Origin of the sequence: Gordonia prachuapensis, assembly GCF_036350515.1 — a bacterium.
GTDB lineage: Bacteria > Actinomycetota > Actinomycetes > Mycobacteriales > Mycobacteriaceae > Gordonia > Gordonia prachuapensis.
Window position 1 is genome coordinate 276,785 of record NZ_JAZDUE010000003.1, and the last position, 13,402, is coordinate 290,186.

14 protein-coding genes are annotated in these 13,402 nt (G+C 67.2%); 8 read left to right on the forward strand and 6 right to left on the reverse strand.

Features of this window, described 5'->3' with window-relative positions:
- Window positions 1–166: 166 nt before the first annotated feature.
- Together V1Y59_RS05390 and V1Y59_RS05395 are read right to left on the reverse strand one after the other, a co-directional pair.
- Window positions 167–706: a DUF1003 domain-containing protein gene (locus V1Y59_RS05390; RefSeq protein ID WP_330503803.1), complete on the reverse strand. Its 540-nt coding sequence runs from the start codon at window positions 704–706 to the stop codon at window positions 167–169.
- Window positions 703–2,025 carry a magnesium transporter MgtE N-terminal domain-containing protein gene (locus V1Y59_RS05395; protein WP_330503804.1) on the reverse strand — a complete coding sequence of 441 codons (1,323 nt, stop codon included), beginning with the start codon at window positions 2,023–2,025 and terminating at the stop codon, window positions 703–705. The genes V1Y59_RS05390 and V1Y59_RS05395 overlap by 4 nt, the downstream gene beginning before the upstream one ends.
- Before the next feature lie 159 nt (window positions 2,026–2,184).
- Between V1Y59_RS05395 and V1Y59_RS05400 the strand changes: the two genes are divergently transcribed.
- From V1Y59_RS05400 to V1Y59_RS05420, 5 genes are all read left to right on the forward strand, one after another.
- The gene (locus V1Y59_RS05400) at window positions 2,185–2,673 is read left to right on the forward strand and encodes a YflT domain-containing protein (protein ID WP_330503805.1); all 489 of its coding nucleotides are present in this window, start codon (window positions 2,185–2,187) and stop codon (window positions 2,671–2,673) included.
- A 284-nt stretch (window positions 2,674–2,957) separates the two neighbouring features.
- On the forward strand, window positions 2,958–4,361 hold the full coding sequence (locus V1Y59_RS05405; RefSeq protein ID WP_330503806.1) for an extracellular solute-binding protein: 1,404 nt from the start codon (window positions 2,958–2,960) through the stop codon (window positions 4,359–4,361).
- A complete protein-coding gene (locus V1Y59_RS05410) occupies window positions 4,358–5,524 on the forward strand; it encodes a carbohydrate ABC transporter permease (protein ID WP_330503807.1) in 1,167 nt (388 codons plus the stop codon). The genes V1Y59_RS05405 and V1Y59_RS05410 overlap by 4 nt, the downstream gene beginning before the upstream one ends.
- An 8-nt stretch (window positions 5,525–5,532) precedes the next feature.
- Window positions 5,533–6,363: a carbohydrate ABC transporter permease gene (locus V1Y59_RS05415; protein ID WP_330503808.1), complete on the forward strand. Its 831-nt coding sequence runs from the start codon at window positions 5,533–5,535 to the stop codon at window positions 6,361–6,363.
- Between the two features lie 3 nt (window positions 6,364–6,366).
- Window positions 6,367–7,545 carry an ABC transporter ATP-binding protein gene (locus V1Y59_RS05420; RefSeq protein WP_330503809.1) on the forward strand — a complete coding sequence of 393 codons (1,179 nt, stop codon included), beginning with the start codon at window positions 6,367–6,369 and terminating at the stop codon, window positions 7,543–7,545.
- A gap of 25 nt (window positions 7,546–7,570) precedes the next feature.
- Here the strand turns inward: V1Y59_RS05420 and V1Y59_RS05425 are convergent, their stop codons facing one another.
- Entirely contained in the window at window positions 7,571–8,428 is an 858-nt protein-coding gene (locus V1Y59_RS05425; RefSeq protein ID WP_330503810.1) for a chromosome partitioning protein ParB, read from the reverse strand.
- Window positions 8,418–9,092: a metallophosphoesterase family protein gene (locus tag V1Y59_RS05430; RefSeq protein WP_330503811.1), complete on the reverse strand. Its 675-nt coding sequence runs from the start codon at window positions 9,090–9,092 to the stop codon at window positions 8,418–8,420. Before V1Y59_RS05430 ends, V1Y59_RS05425 begins: the two co-directional genes overlap by 11 nt.
- A 143-nt stretch (window positions 9,093–9,235) precedes the next feature.
- On the opposite strand from V1Y59_RS05430, the gene V1Y59_RS05435 reads away from it, so the two are divergent.
- The gene (locus V1Y59_RS05435; RefSeq protein WP_330503812.1) at window positions 9,236–9,811 is read left to right on the forward strand and encodes a suppressor of fused domain protein; all 576 of its coding nucleotides are present in this window, start codon (window positions 9,236–9,238) and stop codon (window positions 9,809–9,811) included.
- A gap of 39 nt (window positions 9,812–9,850) precedes the next feature.
- On the opposite strand, the gene V1Y59_RS05440 is transcribed toward V1Y59_RS05435, so the two are convergent.
- Window positions 9,851–10,924 (reverse strand): magnesium and cobalt transport protein CorA, encoded by a 1,074-nt coding sequence (locus tag V1Y59_RS05440; protein ID WP_330503871.1) that lies wholly within the window; start codon window positions 10,922–10,924, stop codon window positions 9,851–9,853.
- 38 nt (window positions 10,925–10,962) lie between these two features.
- Here V1Y59_RS05440 and V1Y59_RS05445 point away from each other — a divergent pair, with 38 nt between their 5' ends.
- The gene (locus V1Y59_RS05445) at window positions 10,963–11,583 is read left to right on the forward strand and encodes a MarC family protein (protein WP_330503813.1); all 621 of its coding nucleotides are present in this window, start codon (window positions 10,963–10,965) and stop codon (window positions 11,581–11,583) included.
- Window positions 11,584–11,592: 9 nt separating this feature from the next.
- Window positions 11,593–12,534, forward strand: coding sequence for a type 2 periplasmic-binding domain-containing protein (locus V1Y59_RS05450; protein WP_330503814.1), 942 nt, complete (start codon window positions 11,593–11,595; stop codon window positions 12,532–12,534).
- 30 nt (window positions 12,535–12,564) lie between these two features.
- On the opposite strand, the gene V1Y59_RS05455 is transcribed toward V1Y59_RS05450, so the two are convergent.
- On the reverse strand, window positions 12,565–13,395 hold the full coding sequence (locus tag V1Y59_RS05455; RefSeq protein WP_330503815.1) for an SDR family NAD(P)-dependent oxidoreductase: 831 nt from the start codon (window positions 13,393–13,395) through the stop codon (window positions 12,565–12,567).
- Window positions 13,396–13,402: the final 7 nt, after the last annotated feature.

A 13,402-nucleotide genomic window follows, 5' to 3' on the forward strand; every position in this document is an offset into this window, starting at 1 on the left:
GGATATGCCGGAACCGGCCGTGTCATTCCCCCGGGATCTCCCCCGGACACCTGCTCCCCGGACCGGCTGACGTGTGACCCACGATACATATGGGTCGACTGCCCCAGTACAGGAACCCGACAATTCTTGACCACATGCATCTGATCGGGCGATGAACACTCGTGTGTTACTTGTCGGGGTCCCGCGAGCCGCCGGATCGCGGATCGAACTCGTCGTCCTCGTCGGTGGACGGTGACAGTCTCTCGGTGAGTTCGGTCAGCAGGTCGTCGAACTCCCGTCGCAGGTAGTCGCGCGTGACGGTGTCGCCGACCGCGAGTCGCACGGCCGCCAGCTCACGCGCGAGGAACTCGGTGTCGGCCTTGGTCTGCGCTGCGCGCATCCGATCCTCGTCGAGCGAGACCTTGTCCCGGTTCTCCTGCCGGTTCTGCGCGAGCAGGATCAGCGGTGCCGCGTAGGCCGCCTGGGTGGAGAAGGCGAGGTTCAGCAAGATGAACGGATACGGGTCCCACCGCCAGGAGACCGCGACGAGGTTCAGCGCGATCCACACGATCACGATGACGGTCTGGATGGCCAGATATCGTCCGGTGCCGAGGAACCGGGCGATGCGTTCGGCGTACACCCCCACGACGTCGGAGTCGAGATTGAACGAGAACCGGCGGCCCTGTCGCGGGGTGTCGAGGCGACGCCCGGACGGTTCGGGGCTCACGCACCCGCTCCTGCGGCGTCGGCATCGGTGATCTTCGGGATCGGTCCGGTGTCATCGGAGTCGGTCTCACGCCAGTCGCGGGGGAGGAGCTCGTCGAGGAGGTCGTCGACGGTGACCGCGCCGAGGAGGTGACCTCCCTCGTCGACCACGGGACCACACACGATGTTGTAGGTCGCGAAGTACCGGGTCACGGTTTCCAGGGAGTCCTCGGGGTGCAGCCGCGACAGGTCGGTGTCCAGGATTCCGGCGACGAGGTCTGCGGGCGGCTCACGCAGGAGCGCCTGCAGATGGGCGCAGCCGATGTACTTGCCGGTTGGCGTGGCAGTGGGTGGGCGCACCACGAAGATCTGACTCGCCGCGGCCGGGGTGACATCCGGATTGCGTGCGCGGGCAAGGGCTTCGGCGATCGTCGTCGCCGGCGTGACGATGATCGGTTCGGTGGTCATCAACCCGCCCGCGGTGTCCGGTGAGTGGGTGAGCAGACGGCGGACCGGCTCGGAGTCCTCCGGGTCCATGCGTTCGAGCAGCGATTCGGCCTCCGCGTCGGGCAGTTCACCCAGCAGGTCGGCCGCGTCATCGGGGTCCATCGCCTCGAGCACGTCGACCGCGCGTTCGAGCTCTAGATGGGCCAGGACGTCGGTCTGGTCGTCGGGTGGGAGCTCCTGCAGCACGTCGGCCAGCCGCTCGTCGTCGAGAGCCGCGGCGATCTCGTCGCGGCGTTTGACGGGGAGTTCGCGCAACGCGTTGGCGACGTCCGCGGCGCGCATGCCCTCGAACTGCTGCAGCGCCTGCGCGACTCCCTGTCCGGGGAGGTTCAGCTCGGTGGGGGTGAGGCCGATGACGTGGTTCCAATCGACCACATGTGTCTCCCCGCGCCGGCGGAGACCCTTGCGGCCGGTGCGGACGGCGACACGCGACACCACCCAGTCGCGGGTACGGGTACGTTCGATACCCAGATCGACGATCATCACATCCACGCCGGCCAGGTCGACCAGGTCGGGATCGTCAACGCGGACACGGGAATCGAGGATCTGGCCGATCGCCAGCGCCTCGCCCGGCCGCAGGTGCAGCCGCCGGAGGCTCACGTTGCCAGTGTTCAGGGTGACCGCCTGGGGCTCGATCGACGTCACCCGCAGCATCGGGACGAAGATCCGGCGACGGGTGGTCAGTTCCACGGCGAGTCCGAGTGCACGTGGCTGCTGGCCGGACAGCCGGACCGCGACGACGACGTCGCGAACCCGTCCGATCGACTCGCCGTCCGGTCCGAGCACGGCCAATCCGACCAACCTGGCCACGTACACCTTGCTCACGACCGCCATGGGAGTAAGGGTAGTGGCAGCGGGATGCGTGCTGCGCGTCCCGGCTGTCGGTCACCGCGCCCCCGGACGTCGACAGGGTGTGCACCGAAGGCACCGAAGAGTCGCGCCGGAGGCGCCCGAATAGTCGCGCCGAAGGCGCCAGAACAGTGAGGACGCGAGATGACGAACCCGATGCGCCCAGGCCGCGAGACCCCGGGCCTGCCGACGCCGCCGAAGGGTTGGCCGATCGGTTCGTACGGCACCTACGCGGAGGCGCAGCGCGCCGTGGATTACCTGTCGGATCAGAACTTCACCGTGCAGGACGTGACCATCGTCGGTGTCGACCTGATGCAGGTCGAGCGGGTGATAGGTCGTCTGACCTGGGGAAAGGTGATCGGCGGCGGTGTCGTCTCGGGTGCCTGGCTGGGCCTCTTCTTCGGTCTGCTCGTGTCCCTGGTGGTGACCGGCGCCGGATTCGCCCCCATCGTCTTCGGTCTGGTCGGCGGCATCATCTTCGGGTTGATCTCGACCACGATCCCGTACGCCGCGACCCGCGGGCAGCGCGATTTCGCCTCCACGATGCAGCTGGTCGCCGGGCGATACGACGTGCTGTGCGACCCGCGCACCGCCGAGCAGGCGCGCGACATGCTGAGCCGGCTGGCGACCTGACCGCGGAATCCGAGACCAGGATCACACGTCCCGAATTCACGGGGGCGAAGTCCCGATGTAGTTCGACACAGTCGATTTCGGCTCAGATCACGATTCACCTACGTTCTGGCACGCCCTTACCGAATGTGTTGCACGTCACGAACTGCGAAGGCTAACGTAACGCAGACGCTGACCGGTGCGGCCTCGAAGTCTTGCACCGCGAACGACATCGAGGAGGCTGCGTGCGGTTGTGGGCTGGCAGTTCCGATTTCGGTAGATCTTCCCCGGGTCTGAGACGAAGACTGGTGATCGCGGCTGCTGCACTGGCGACCGCGTTGCCGATCGTCACGGCCTGCGGTTCGGGCTACACGCCCCGGGTCATCAACATCTATCCGCCGGCCGACGGCGCCTCGTTCATCGAGAGCGTGGGCGAGCAGTGCACGGAGCAATCCAATGGCGCGTACCGCATCGTCACGACTCCGCTGCCCAAGTCCGCCGACGACCAGCGACTTCAGTTGGCGCGCCGACTCGCCGGCAATGACGCCGGACTCGACCTCATGGGCATGGACGTCGTGTGGACCGCGGAGTTCGCCGATGCCGGATGGATGGTGCCGGTGCCGGACGACCTGGCCGAGACTGTCGAGGAGGACACGCTCGGCGGTCCGCTGGAGACGGCGATGTGGAAGACCGACGACGATGCCGAGCAAAGGCTGTATGCCATCCCGACGTGGACCAACACCCAATTGCTCTGGTACCGGCCGGACGTCCTGCGGCAGTACCTGAACAAGTCCCGCCCGGCGAGCACCTGGGAAGAGATGCTCGCGGACACCGAGAGGATCTACGAACAGGGCGGACCCAGCTACATCATGGTGCAGGGTCGGCAGTACGAGGGCCTGATGGTGTGGTTCAACTCGGTGCTGGCCAGTGCCGGAGGGCAGGTCGTCGACCCCGATGACCCGAACAAGGTGACGCTGAACGACACTCCCGAGCACCGCGCCGCCACCGTGCGCGCACTGACGATCCTCAAGGCGGTCGCCACCGCGCCCGGCAGTGATCCCTCGCTGACGAACTCCGACGAGTCCGCTGCCCGTCTGGGCATGGAGAACGGCAGCGCGACCTACGAGGTCAACTGGCCGTTCGTGTTCTCGTCGATGCGGAGCAATGCCGCCGCCGGCGACGTGCCCTTCTTCCCGGAGATGACCGAGTTCGGTCCGATGTTCGCCGATCCGGACAATCCGCCGGCCGACACCGAACTCGCCCCGGTGAATCGCGTGGTGCGCTCCAAGTTCAACTTCGCCCGCTATCCGGGGGTGAGTCCGGAACTCCCCACCAAGACCACGCTGGGCGGGGTGAACATCGCGGTGGCGAGTACGTCGCAGCAGCCGGAGTTGGCCTTCGAGGCCGCGGCCTGCCTGACCAGTCGCGAGGCGCAACGCGTGTACTCGATCGAGGGCGGCACCCCACCGACCATCGAATCCATCTACGACGACCCGGATTTCCAAGCGGCCTACCCGATGGGCAATGACATCCGTGCGCAGCTCGAGGAGAACACCGCGGCGCTGCGGCCGGCTTCCCCGGTCTACCAGGCGATCTCGACGCTCCTCACGGCCAAGCTCAGCCCGGTCGGGCAGTGGGACCCGGAGACGCTGGTCGACGAACTCGCCGAGCAGGTCGAGGCGGCGATCAACGGAGAGGGGCTGATCCCATGACGACCGGCGGCAACGACGATCCGCGTTCGCGCCCCGGGCGGCACGCGATGCCCGAGGACAACACACCGGCCCGCGAGCCGTCGGTGCGCCCACCCACCTCGAATGCGGGATCCGGTTCCGCGGGACAGGGTTCCGCAGGCCAGGGATCGGGGGGTGGATGGATTCCGCCGGAGGGTTCCGCGCCGGGTAGGGAACCCGCCGGGACCGCAGGTACACCCGCGACCGCTGTCGCAACGGCCGTCCGCGAGACCGCGCCCCCGGACACCGCGCGGAAGAAGGCGATCAGCGAGGGTAAATCGGCCGAGCGTCGGCTTGCGTTCTGGCTGGTGGCACCGGCGGCGCTGATGATGTTGCTGGTGACCGGCTATCCGATCGTCTACGCCTTCTGGCTGTCGCTGAACAAGATGAGCCTGTCGGCGCCCGGTGAGCGAGAGTTCGTGTGGTTCAGCAACTATGCGACCGTTCTCACCGACAGTTACTGGTGGACCTCGTTCTTCGTCACGACGGGGATCACGGTCGTCTCCGTCGCGATCGAACTCGTCCTCGGCATGGCGATCGCACTCGTCATGCACCGCACCATCTTCGGCCGCGGCACCATCCGCACGGTGGTGCTGATCCCGTACGGGATCGTGACCGTCGCGGCGGCGTTCTCGTGGTACTACGCCTGGACACCCGAGACCGGCTACCTGGCCAATCTGCTGCCCGACGGCACCGCGCCGCTCACCGAACAGTGGCCGTCGTTGGCGATCATCGTGCTCGCCGAGGTGTGGAAGACGACACCGTTCATGGCGCTGCTGCTGCTGGCCGGCCTGGCATTGGTCCCCGACGATCTGCTGAAGGCGGCTCAGGTGGACGGTGCCGGTGCGTGGACCCGCCTGTGGCGCATCATCATCCCGCTGATGAAGCCGGCCATCCTGGTCGCCTTGCTGTTCCGGACGCTCGACGCGTTCCGCATCTTCGACAACATCTACGTGTTGACCCGAGGCTCGAACAACACCTATTCGGTGTCGATGCTCGGCTACGACAACCTGTTCAAGGCGTTCAACCTCGGTATCGGCTCCGCCATCAGCGTCCTCATCTTCGTCTGTGTCGCGATCATCGCGTTCATCTTCGTCAAGGGCTTCGGTACCGCGGCGCCCGGTTCCGAGAACGAGGGGAGGTAGGTCCGGACATGTCGCGCAACACATCGAGCAGGGTCTGGTGGGCGATCGCCAACGTGCTGGTGATCCTCTACGCCGTCATTCCGCTGCTGTGGATCATCAGCCTGTCGTTCAAGCCGCCGGGCAGCGTGACCGACGGGAACTTCATCCCGCAGGAATGGACGTGGGACAACTACGCGGGCATCTTCGAGACCAGCGCCTTCACCAGCGCACTCCGCAACTCCATCGGTATCGGTCTGATCACCACCGTCATCGCGGTGCTGCTCGGCACGATGGCTGCGTACGCGGTTGCGCGCCTGGACTTCCCGGGCAAGCGACTGCTGATCGGAGCTGCGCTGCTGATCGCGATGTTCCCGCAGATCTCGCTGGTCACACCGCTGTTCAACATCGAACGCAGCATCGGCCTGTTCGACACCTGGCCCGGTCTGATCCTGCCTTACATCACCTTTGCGCTGCCCCTCGCGATCTACACCCTTTCGGCGTTCTTCCGCGAGATCCCCTGGGAGTTGGAGAAGGCCGCGAAGATGGACGGTGCGACGCCGTTTCAGGCCTTCCGCAAGGTGATCGCGCCGCTGGCGGCACCCGGCGTGGTGACCGCGGCGATCCTGGTGTTCATCTTCGCCTGGAACGATCTGCTGCTCGCACTGTCGCTCACGTCGACCGAGAATGCCATCACCGCGCCGGTCGCGATCGCGAACTTCACCGGTGACTCGCAGTTCGAGGAGCCGACCGGTTCGATCGCGGCGGCGGCGGTGGTCATCACCATCCCGATCATCATCTTCGTCCTGTTCTTCCAACGCAGAATCGTGGCCGGTCTGACCTCCGGCGCCGTGAAGGGATAGCCCGTGGCCGAGATCATCCTGGAAAAAGTGACCAAGCAGTACCCGGACGGCTCGACCGCGGTCCACGGGGTCGACGTGGACATCGCCGACGGCGAGTTCATCATCCTCGTCGGTCCGTCGGGATGCGGGAAGTCGACCACCCTCAACATGATCGCGGGCCTGGAGGACATCACCTCGGGCGAGCTGCGGATCGAAGGGGAGCGGGTCAACGAACGCGCGCCGAAGGACCGCGACATCGCGATGGTGTTCCAGAGCTATGCGTTGTATCCGCACATGTCGGTGCGCGAGAACATCGCATTCCCGCTGACCCTGGCCAAGATGAGCAAGTCCGAGGTCTCCGCCAAGGTCGACGAGGCGGCCAAGATCCTCGATCTCGGACCGTATCTCGACCGCAAACCGGCCAACCTGTCAGGTGGTCAGCGTCAACGCGTCGCCATGGGGCGTGCGATCGTCCGGTCGCCCAAGGCATTCCTGATGGACGAGCCGCTCTCCAACCTCGACGCCAAACTGCGCGTGCAGATGCGCACCGAGATCGCCCGACTCCAGCAGCGACTCGGGACCACGACGATCTACGTGACCCACGACCAGACCGAGGCGATGACGCTCGGTGACCGCGTGGTGGTCCTGCGCGGCGGATACGTGCAGCAGATCGGTACGCCGCAGGAGCTCTACAACGAACCGGCCAATCTGTTCGTCGCCGGGTTCATCGGATCACCGGCGATGAACTTCCTGCCCGGCCGCATCGACGGCGATGCCATCGAGACCCCGATCGGACGGATCTCCGTGCCCGACCACCAGAAGGTGGTCGCCAATGCGGAGAAGGCGCGCAGCAACGGCGAAGTGCTGGTGGGTATCCGGCCGGAGCACCTGGAGGACTCCGCGCTCGTCGACACCGACACCCGGGAGCACGGCGCGACGTTCACCGCATCGGTCGACGTGATCGAGAACATGGGTTCCGACAACTACGTGTACTTCTCGGTGGACACCCCGCATGCGACCAGTGATGCCCTCGCCGAGCTGTCCGCCGATGCCGGCGGTGTGGACATCGGTGGCGGTCAGATGATCGCCCGGGTGTCGCCGGAGTCGTCGATCAGCCGCGGTAGCAACGCCGAGTTGTTCTACGACGCAGGGCGGGTCGCCGTCTTCGACCAGGAGTCGGGCACGAATCTGCGTCTCGGGTGACCGCAGACGTCGTCGCCGGGCGGTCTCACCGGCGACGGCGGCGTCCCTGGTCGTGTAGCTCCTTAAGGATCTCGTCGTCCCAGATGTGCTTGCGCACCAGGCGGTATCGCTCGCAGGCGAGCCACATGTAGAGTTCGGCGTCGCTGTTCAGGTCCGGCCGGATCTCGGCCCGTCGGGCCATCCGCACCACCGGCAGGAACTCCTCGCCGAACCAGCGCCGCGCCACCTCGACCCGGCTGAGGTACTCGCCGAGTTCCTGTGACAGCCGGAATCCCCAGGCCTCGACGTTCTCGGCCAGTTCGGCGTAGTCGAACGGGTCGGCGAGCCGGATGGCCTCGGCCTGGGCACCGCCGAGCGGCACCCGGGACAGGAACAGTCGGCGGTGGTCTTTGAGTAGCAGGTCCGAGGTCACGTTGATGCCGTCGGGCGAGATCCGGGTGTGGATCTCGGTGACGTAGGCGTCGATGGTGTGGAAGTGGCGGGCGATCGCGATGGAGACGCGATGGTGTCCGTCGAGGACGAAGTGCATCGAACCGACCCGATAGAGCGCGACCGGCGGCACCGATTCCCCGCGTCGCTGCGCGGCGGCGAGTCGTTGCCACCGCTCCCGGATCCGGGACGACGTCGGCCGGAAGTAGCGATCGAAGTCCTTGGTGCGGTCGACACTTCCGACGATGGAGGAGACCTCCACCTGCTGCAGTCCCAAGGTGGTCTCGCCGATACGGCCGAGTGCGGTGACCACCTCGTCGAACGGCAGCACGGTGTTGACGTCGGCGGGCTGTCGGGTGAACCAGGCCATCAGCCGCGACATCTCGGCGTGCCGCCGCATGCGCATGAAGTCGTTCTGCGCGTCGGCGTCCGGGAATCCGGTGTCACGCGCCATGACGTCGCCTCACCACTCGGAATTCCCTTGTGCCGGGATCGATGTCGAACTGGCAGTAGCCGACCACGTTCATCGAGATGGTGAGGTCGCCGATCATCTTGTCCGACGGCCGCATTCCATACGGGTGTACGTGTCCGTGCACCATCAGCGTGGGTTGCAGGGACCGCACCAGGCGGTGATAACAGTCGAATCCGCGGTGTGGCGGGTCGTCGCCGTCGCCGACCCCACGCGCCGGACTGTGGGTCAGGAGGATATCGGGTGCCTGCCGGGAGCAGGTGAGGCGCCACGACCGCAGCCGTTGATGCACGTCGGTGTATTGATTGGGCCCGTCGTTGTAGCGCCGGCACCCGCCGAGCCCGCTGATCCGCAGGCCGGCCACCGAGACCGTGCGTCCGTCGACGTTGATCGCCCCGCGCGGTCCGGGCTCGGTCGACGGCAGTCCGGCCCGCACCCAACCGGCTCGGGCCAGACGGTAGCCCGAGAGGTCCCGGTCGTGGTTGCCGGGCACGAAGACGCAGGGTGCGTCACACAGGGTCGCGAGAACCTCCAGGTATTCGAACGGCAGGTCACCCGCACCCAGGATCACATCGGGGCGGCTCTCGATGCCGACACCGAAGGTCAGCGACTCCACGACCTCGTCGGCCACGGCCAGGACACGAACCACGTGTGCCAGAGTACGGTCCCGACGGCGTATCAGACCATGTCGTGCCCACACCGAGGTCGTGCTCACACCGAGGTCTGCTCACACCGGAGTCGCGGAGACCGCCGGGCCGCCCGCAGCGATGTCGGCCGACTACGGTGGGAGCGGTGAGCGACGCCGTCACCGACCGGATCAGTGAGTTCCTCGCCGAACGCCTGTCCGCACAACCGCAGCGGGCGTCGGTGACGTTTCTCGGGGTCGAACCCATCGAGGTCCTGCGATTCGTCACCGGCGACGACCTCGTCTATGTCACCGTCGGCTGTGCCCGGCACCCGATGTCGGAGCCGACCGACATCCACGCCGATCCGGTGCGCGGACCGCGTGCCGAGCTCGTGGTGCGGATGCACGCGTCGGCCCCACTGCCCGGCCTGCACCGTCGGATGGCCACCGTCGCGGCGGCTCCGGCCGTCGAAGGTCTGATCCTGGCCACCGACGCCCTGGTCGACCTGTCGGAGCCGATGTGGGACGGGGCGGCCGCGACGGCGATGGTCCTCGAGGACGACGACCTCGGCGACCTGACGCTTCCCGCACCGATGGATCCGGTGCGGTTCCTGCGCGCTGTGCCGATCACCGCCAACGAGGCCGCATGGGTGCGGCTCAAGGGTGCCGACGCGCTACGGGAGGCCTGGCGAGAGGCGCGGATCGACGTGATGGCGCCCGACCGGGCGGCCGCGAAACTCTGATGCCCCGGGGCGCCTCGGGAGTGAGCGTTCCACACGCACTCAGAGCCATCGGTGATGGCGGAACACCACCCACAGCGTGCTGCAGGTGACGAGAAGTCCGATGATCACCGCGGGGTAGCCCCATCGCTCGTCGAGTTCCGGCATGTACTCGAAGTTCATGCCGTAGATGCCGGCGACGAGTGTCGGGACCGCCGCGATCGCGACCCAGGCCGAGATCTTGCGCATGTCGGTGTTCTGCTGGATGCCGACCTTGGCCGCGGCGGCACCGAGCAGTGAGGTCAGCACCTCGTCGTATTCGACCACGCGTTCGATGACCGTGGTCAGGTGGTCGGCGACATCGCGGAAATGTCGTCGGATCTCCTTGGGCACCAGCGGGTTCTGCGCCGTGAGCCGGGCCAGCGGGCCGGTGAGCGGGGTGACCGCGCGCCGGAGTTCGAGGACCTCGCGTTTGAGCAGGTACACCGGGTCGATGTTCAGCGATCGTTGCGGGCCGAACACCGCAGCCTCGATCGCGTAGATGTCCGATTCCATCCGCTCGGTCACACCGAGATAGCTGTCGACGACGAGGTCGGAGATCGCGTGCAACACCGACGTCGGGCCCAAAGCGAGCCGTTCCGGGCGGGCCTCGAGCCGGCGCCGCACCCCCGACAGATGGGTGTGGTCGCCGTGGCGGACCGTGATGACGAAATCGGATCCGGCGAAGATCATGATCTCACCGGTCTCGACGACCTCACTGGCCTTGTCGATCGACTCGTGTTCGACGTACTTGACGGTGCGCAGTACCAGGAACTGGGTGTCGTCGTACACCTCGAGCTTGGGGCGCTGGTGGGCGTTGACGGCATCCTCGACGACCAGCTCGTGCAAACCGAACGTGCGGCCGACGCCCTCCATCTGCTCGTCGTCGGGGGAGTGCAGGCCGAGCCAGACGAAGCCCTCGCCGGTCGAGCGGACCTGTTTCAGCGCGTCGACATACGAGATGTGCCCGGCCTGACGATGACCGTCGATGTAGACGGCGCAGTCGACCACCGCCCGTGCCGCGGGTACCGGGATCCGCGGCAGAAGCCGTTTCTCGCGTCGCTGGCCGACGAGTCCGCTCGGACGCAGGTGTGGCATCGAAGGCACGGTTGGGATGCTACTCGTACGATCAGCGCGTGCCCTTCGACGTGACCGTGTACACCACGACGTTGATCACGCTCGTGGTGATCATGGACCCACCCGGCCAGGTCCCGGTGTTCCTCAGCCTCGTCGGCCATCGGTCCGTCGAATACCGTCGACGCGCGGCGTGGCAGGCGCCGCTGGTCAGTCTGCTGGTGATCAGTGTGTTCGCGATCGGCGGCAAGGCGATCCTGAACTACCTGCACATCGGCATCCCGGCACTGCAGGGCGCCGGCGGACTGTTGCTGCTGCTCGTCGCGCTGCAGTTGCTGACCGGCCTGGGCTCCGCGGGCAAGCCCGAGGCCAGCGATGACGTCAACGTCGCGTTGGTACCGCTGGGCACGCCGCTGCTGGCCGGTCCGGGTGCGATCGCGGCCGTGATCGTCGCGGTCAGCGCCGAAGCCGGGAACGCCGGCGGCTACATCGCGATCGCGGCGGCCATCGTCACCGTCCACCTGATCGTGATGATCGTGCTGCGGTATTCGACGGTCCTCATCCGCCTGCTCGGGATCGGCGGGATCACCCTGCTGGCCAAGATCGCCGGTCTGTTGCTCGCGGCGATCGCGGTCCAGCTGATCGCCGACTCCATCGCCGGGTTCATCGCCGAGGGCGGCTAACGTGGGTGCGTGATCAAGCGCGCAGCGACAGCGATCCTGGTGGCCTGTGCCCTCGTCGTCTGCATGGCGGGGTGCTCGGACGACGAGTCGGCGCCGCGCGAGCTGGTTCTGGGCGCTACCGACTCGCCTGCGATGCAGGTGATGGTGCGGGTCTACGCCGGGGCGCTGCGCCACACCGGCACCCAGGTGTCGTCCGAGATCCACACGGCCGACTACCGGACGCTGCTCGACGACATGGACACCACGTCGGTGGACCTGTTCCCGGCGTTCAGCGGCCGGCTGCTCGCACAGCTGGCTCCCCAGCTCACCCCGGCGACCGCCGACGACGTGTTCATCGACCTGAACCGGTCACTGCCCCAGGGAGTTTCGGTGGGCGACGCGACGATGGTCACCGGCACCCCGCGCCTGTTCGTGGCGTCGACGGTGGCCGATGAGGGCGAGGTGACCGATCTGTCGGACTGCGACCGGATCGCCGCGGGGACACCCGTCGTGGTCGTCGGCGCCCCTGATCAGGGGGTGATCGAGGCATTCGCCGCGGCCGGGTGTCGCTTCGGCGCGGTGGAATCGGTCGAGTCGGTTCCGGTGGTGGTCGACCGTGTGGCCGGCGGCGGGGCGGTGGGAATCCTCACTCCGCTCGACGTCGCGGGCGACGACGCCGAGGGCGCGGTCGGCGACATCCGCGCGCTACGCGCGGATCAGCCGGAGCAGCCCGCGGCGACGGGCACGACCCCGACGTCGAGGGAAGTGCGGGTCGCGGCGGTGGGCCCCCGGCCCGAGCAGTTGGTGCCGGTCTACCGCAGTGCGGCGTTCACCCTCGACGAGGTGAAGACCATCAACACCGTGGCCGGTGAGATGACCACGGCCGATCTCGCCACGCTGGCCCGACGTGCGGTGGCCGGCGAGAATCCGGACGATCTCGCGAACGGATGGCTGGCCGAGCACGACCTCTGATCGCGCCCGGCCGGCCGCGCACCCGGGTGGTCAGGATGCCTTGGACAGTGCCCAGCCGGTGACCCGGGCGACGATGCCCTGGTATCCGGACGCGACGATGCGGACCCACAGGTCGAGGAGTTTCGCGTCGGCACCCACCAGGACCCGCGCCCGGTTCTTGCGCACGCCCGCGATGATGGCGTCGGCGGCGTCCTCCGAGGTCATGCGCGCCAGATGCCGGTCGAAGAAGTCGGCCGTCTTCTTCTGGTCGTGGTCGCCGGAGGCCGTGGCGTTGCGTGCGATGGCCGTCTTGATCCCGCCGGGGTGCACGCAGGTGACCTTCACCGGGTGCTTGGCGACGATCATCTCCTGGTTGAGGGCCTCGGTGAAGCCGCGCACGGCGAACTTCGCCGAGTTGTAGGCGGCCTGACCGGGTTCGGACAGCAGGCCGAACAGCGACGACGTGTTGACGATGTGGCCGTCGCCCGACGCGATGATGTGCGGCAGGAATGCCTTGGTGCCGTTGACGACCCCCCAGTAGTCGACGTCCATCACGCGCTCGATGTCCTTGAACTCGGTGCGCTCGATCTCGCCGTGGTGCGCGATCCCGGCGTTGTTGAAGATGACGTTCACGGTGCCGTAATGGGCAACCACGGTGTCCGCGTACTCCAGGACGGCCTCGCGCTCGGCGACGTTGAGCAGTTGCGCGTGCACCGGTGCACCCGTCTCGGCGACCAGTTTCTCGGTGACCGCCAGGCCCTCCGGGTTCAGATCGGAGATGGCGAGCTTGGCACCCAGCTGCCCCAGCTTGACCGCCAGGTCGCGGCCCATTCCGGAACCGGCGCCGGTGATGACGACGACCTTGTCACGAAAGTCTTTCATGATGTCC

What these genes read in the sequence shown, in the direction of transcription:
- V1Y59_RS05395 (WP_330503804.1), bottom strand. Translation starts at nt 2,025, where the DNA reads ATGGCGGTCGTGAGCAAGGTGTACGTGGCCAGGTTGGTCGGATTGGCC.
- V1Y59_RS05400 (WP_330503805.1), top strand. Translation starts at nt 2,185, where the DNA reads ATGACGAACCCGATGCGCCCAGGCCGCGAGACCCCGGGCCTGCCGACG.
- V1Y59_RS05410 (WP_330503807.1), top strand. Translation starts at nt 4,358, where the DNA reads ATGACGACCGGCGGCAACGACGATCCGCGTTCGCGCCCCGGGCGGCAC.
- V1Y59_RS05415 (WP_330503808.1), top strand. Translation starts at nt 5,533, where the DNA reads ATGTCGCGCAACACATCGAGCAGGGTCTGGTGGGCGATCGCCAACGTG.
- V1Y59_RS05425 (WP_330503810.1), bottom strand. Translation starts at nt 8,428, where the DNA reads ATGGCGCGTGACACCGGATTCCCGGACGCCGACGCGCAGAACGACTTC.
- V1Y59_RS05440 (WP_330503871.1), bottom strand. Translation starts at nt 10,924, where the DNA reads ATGCCACACCTGCGTCCGAGCGGACTCGTCGGCCAGCGACGCGAGAAA.
- V1Y59_RS05455 (WP_330503815.1), bottom strand. Translation starts at nt 13,395, where the DNA reads ATGAAAGACTTTCGTGACAAGGTCGTCGTCATCACCGGCGCCGGTTCC.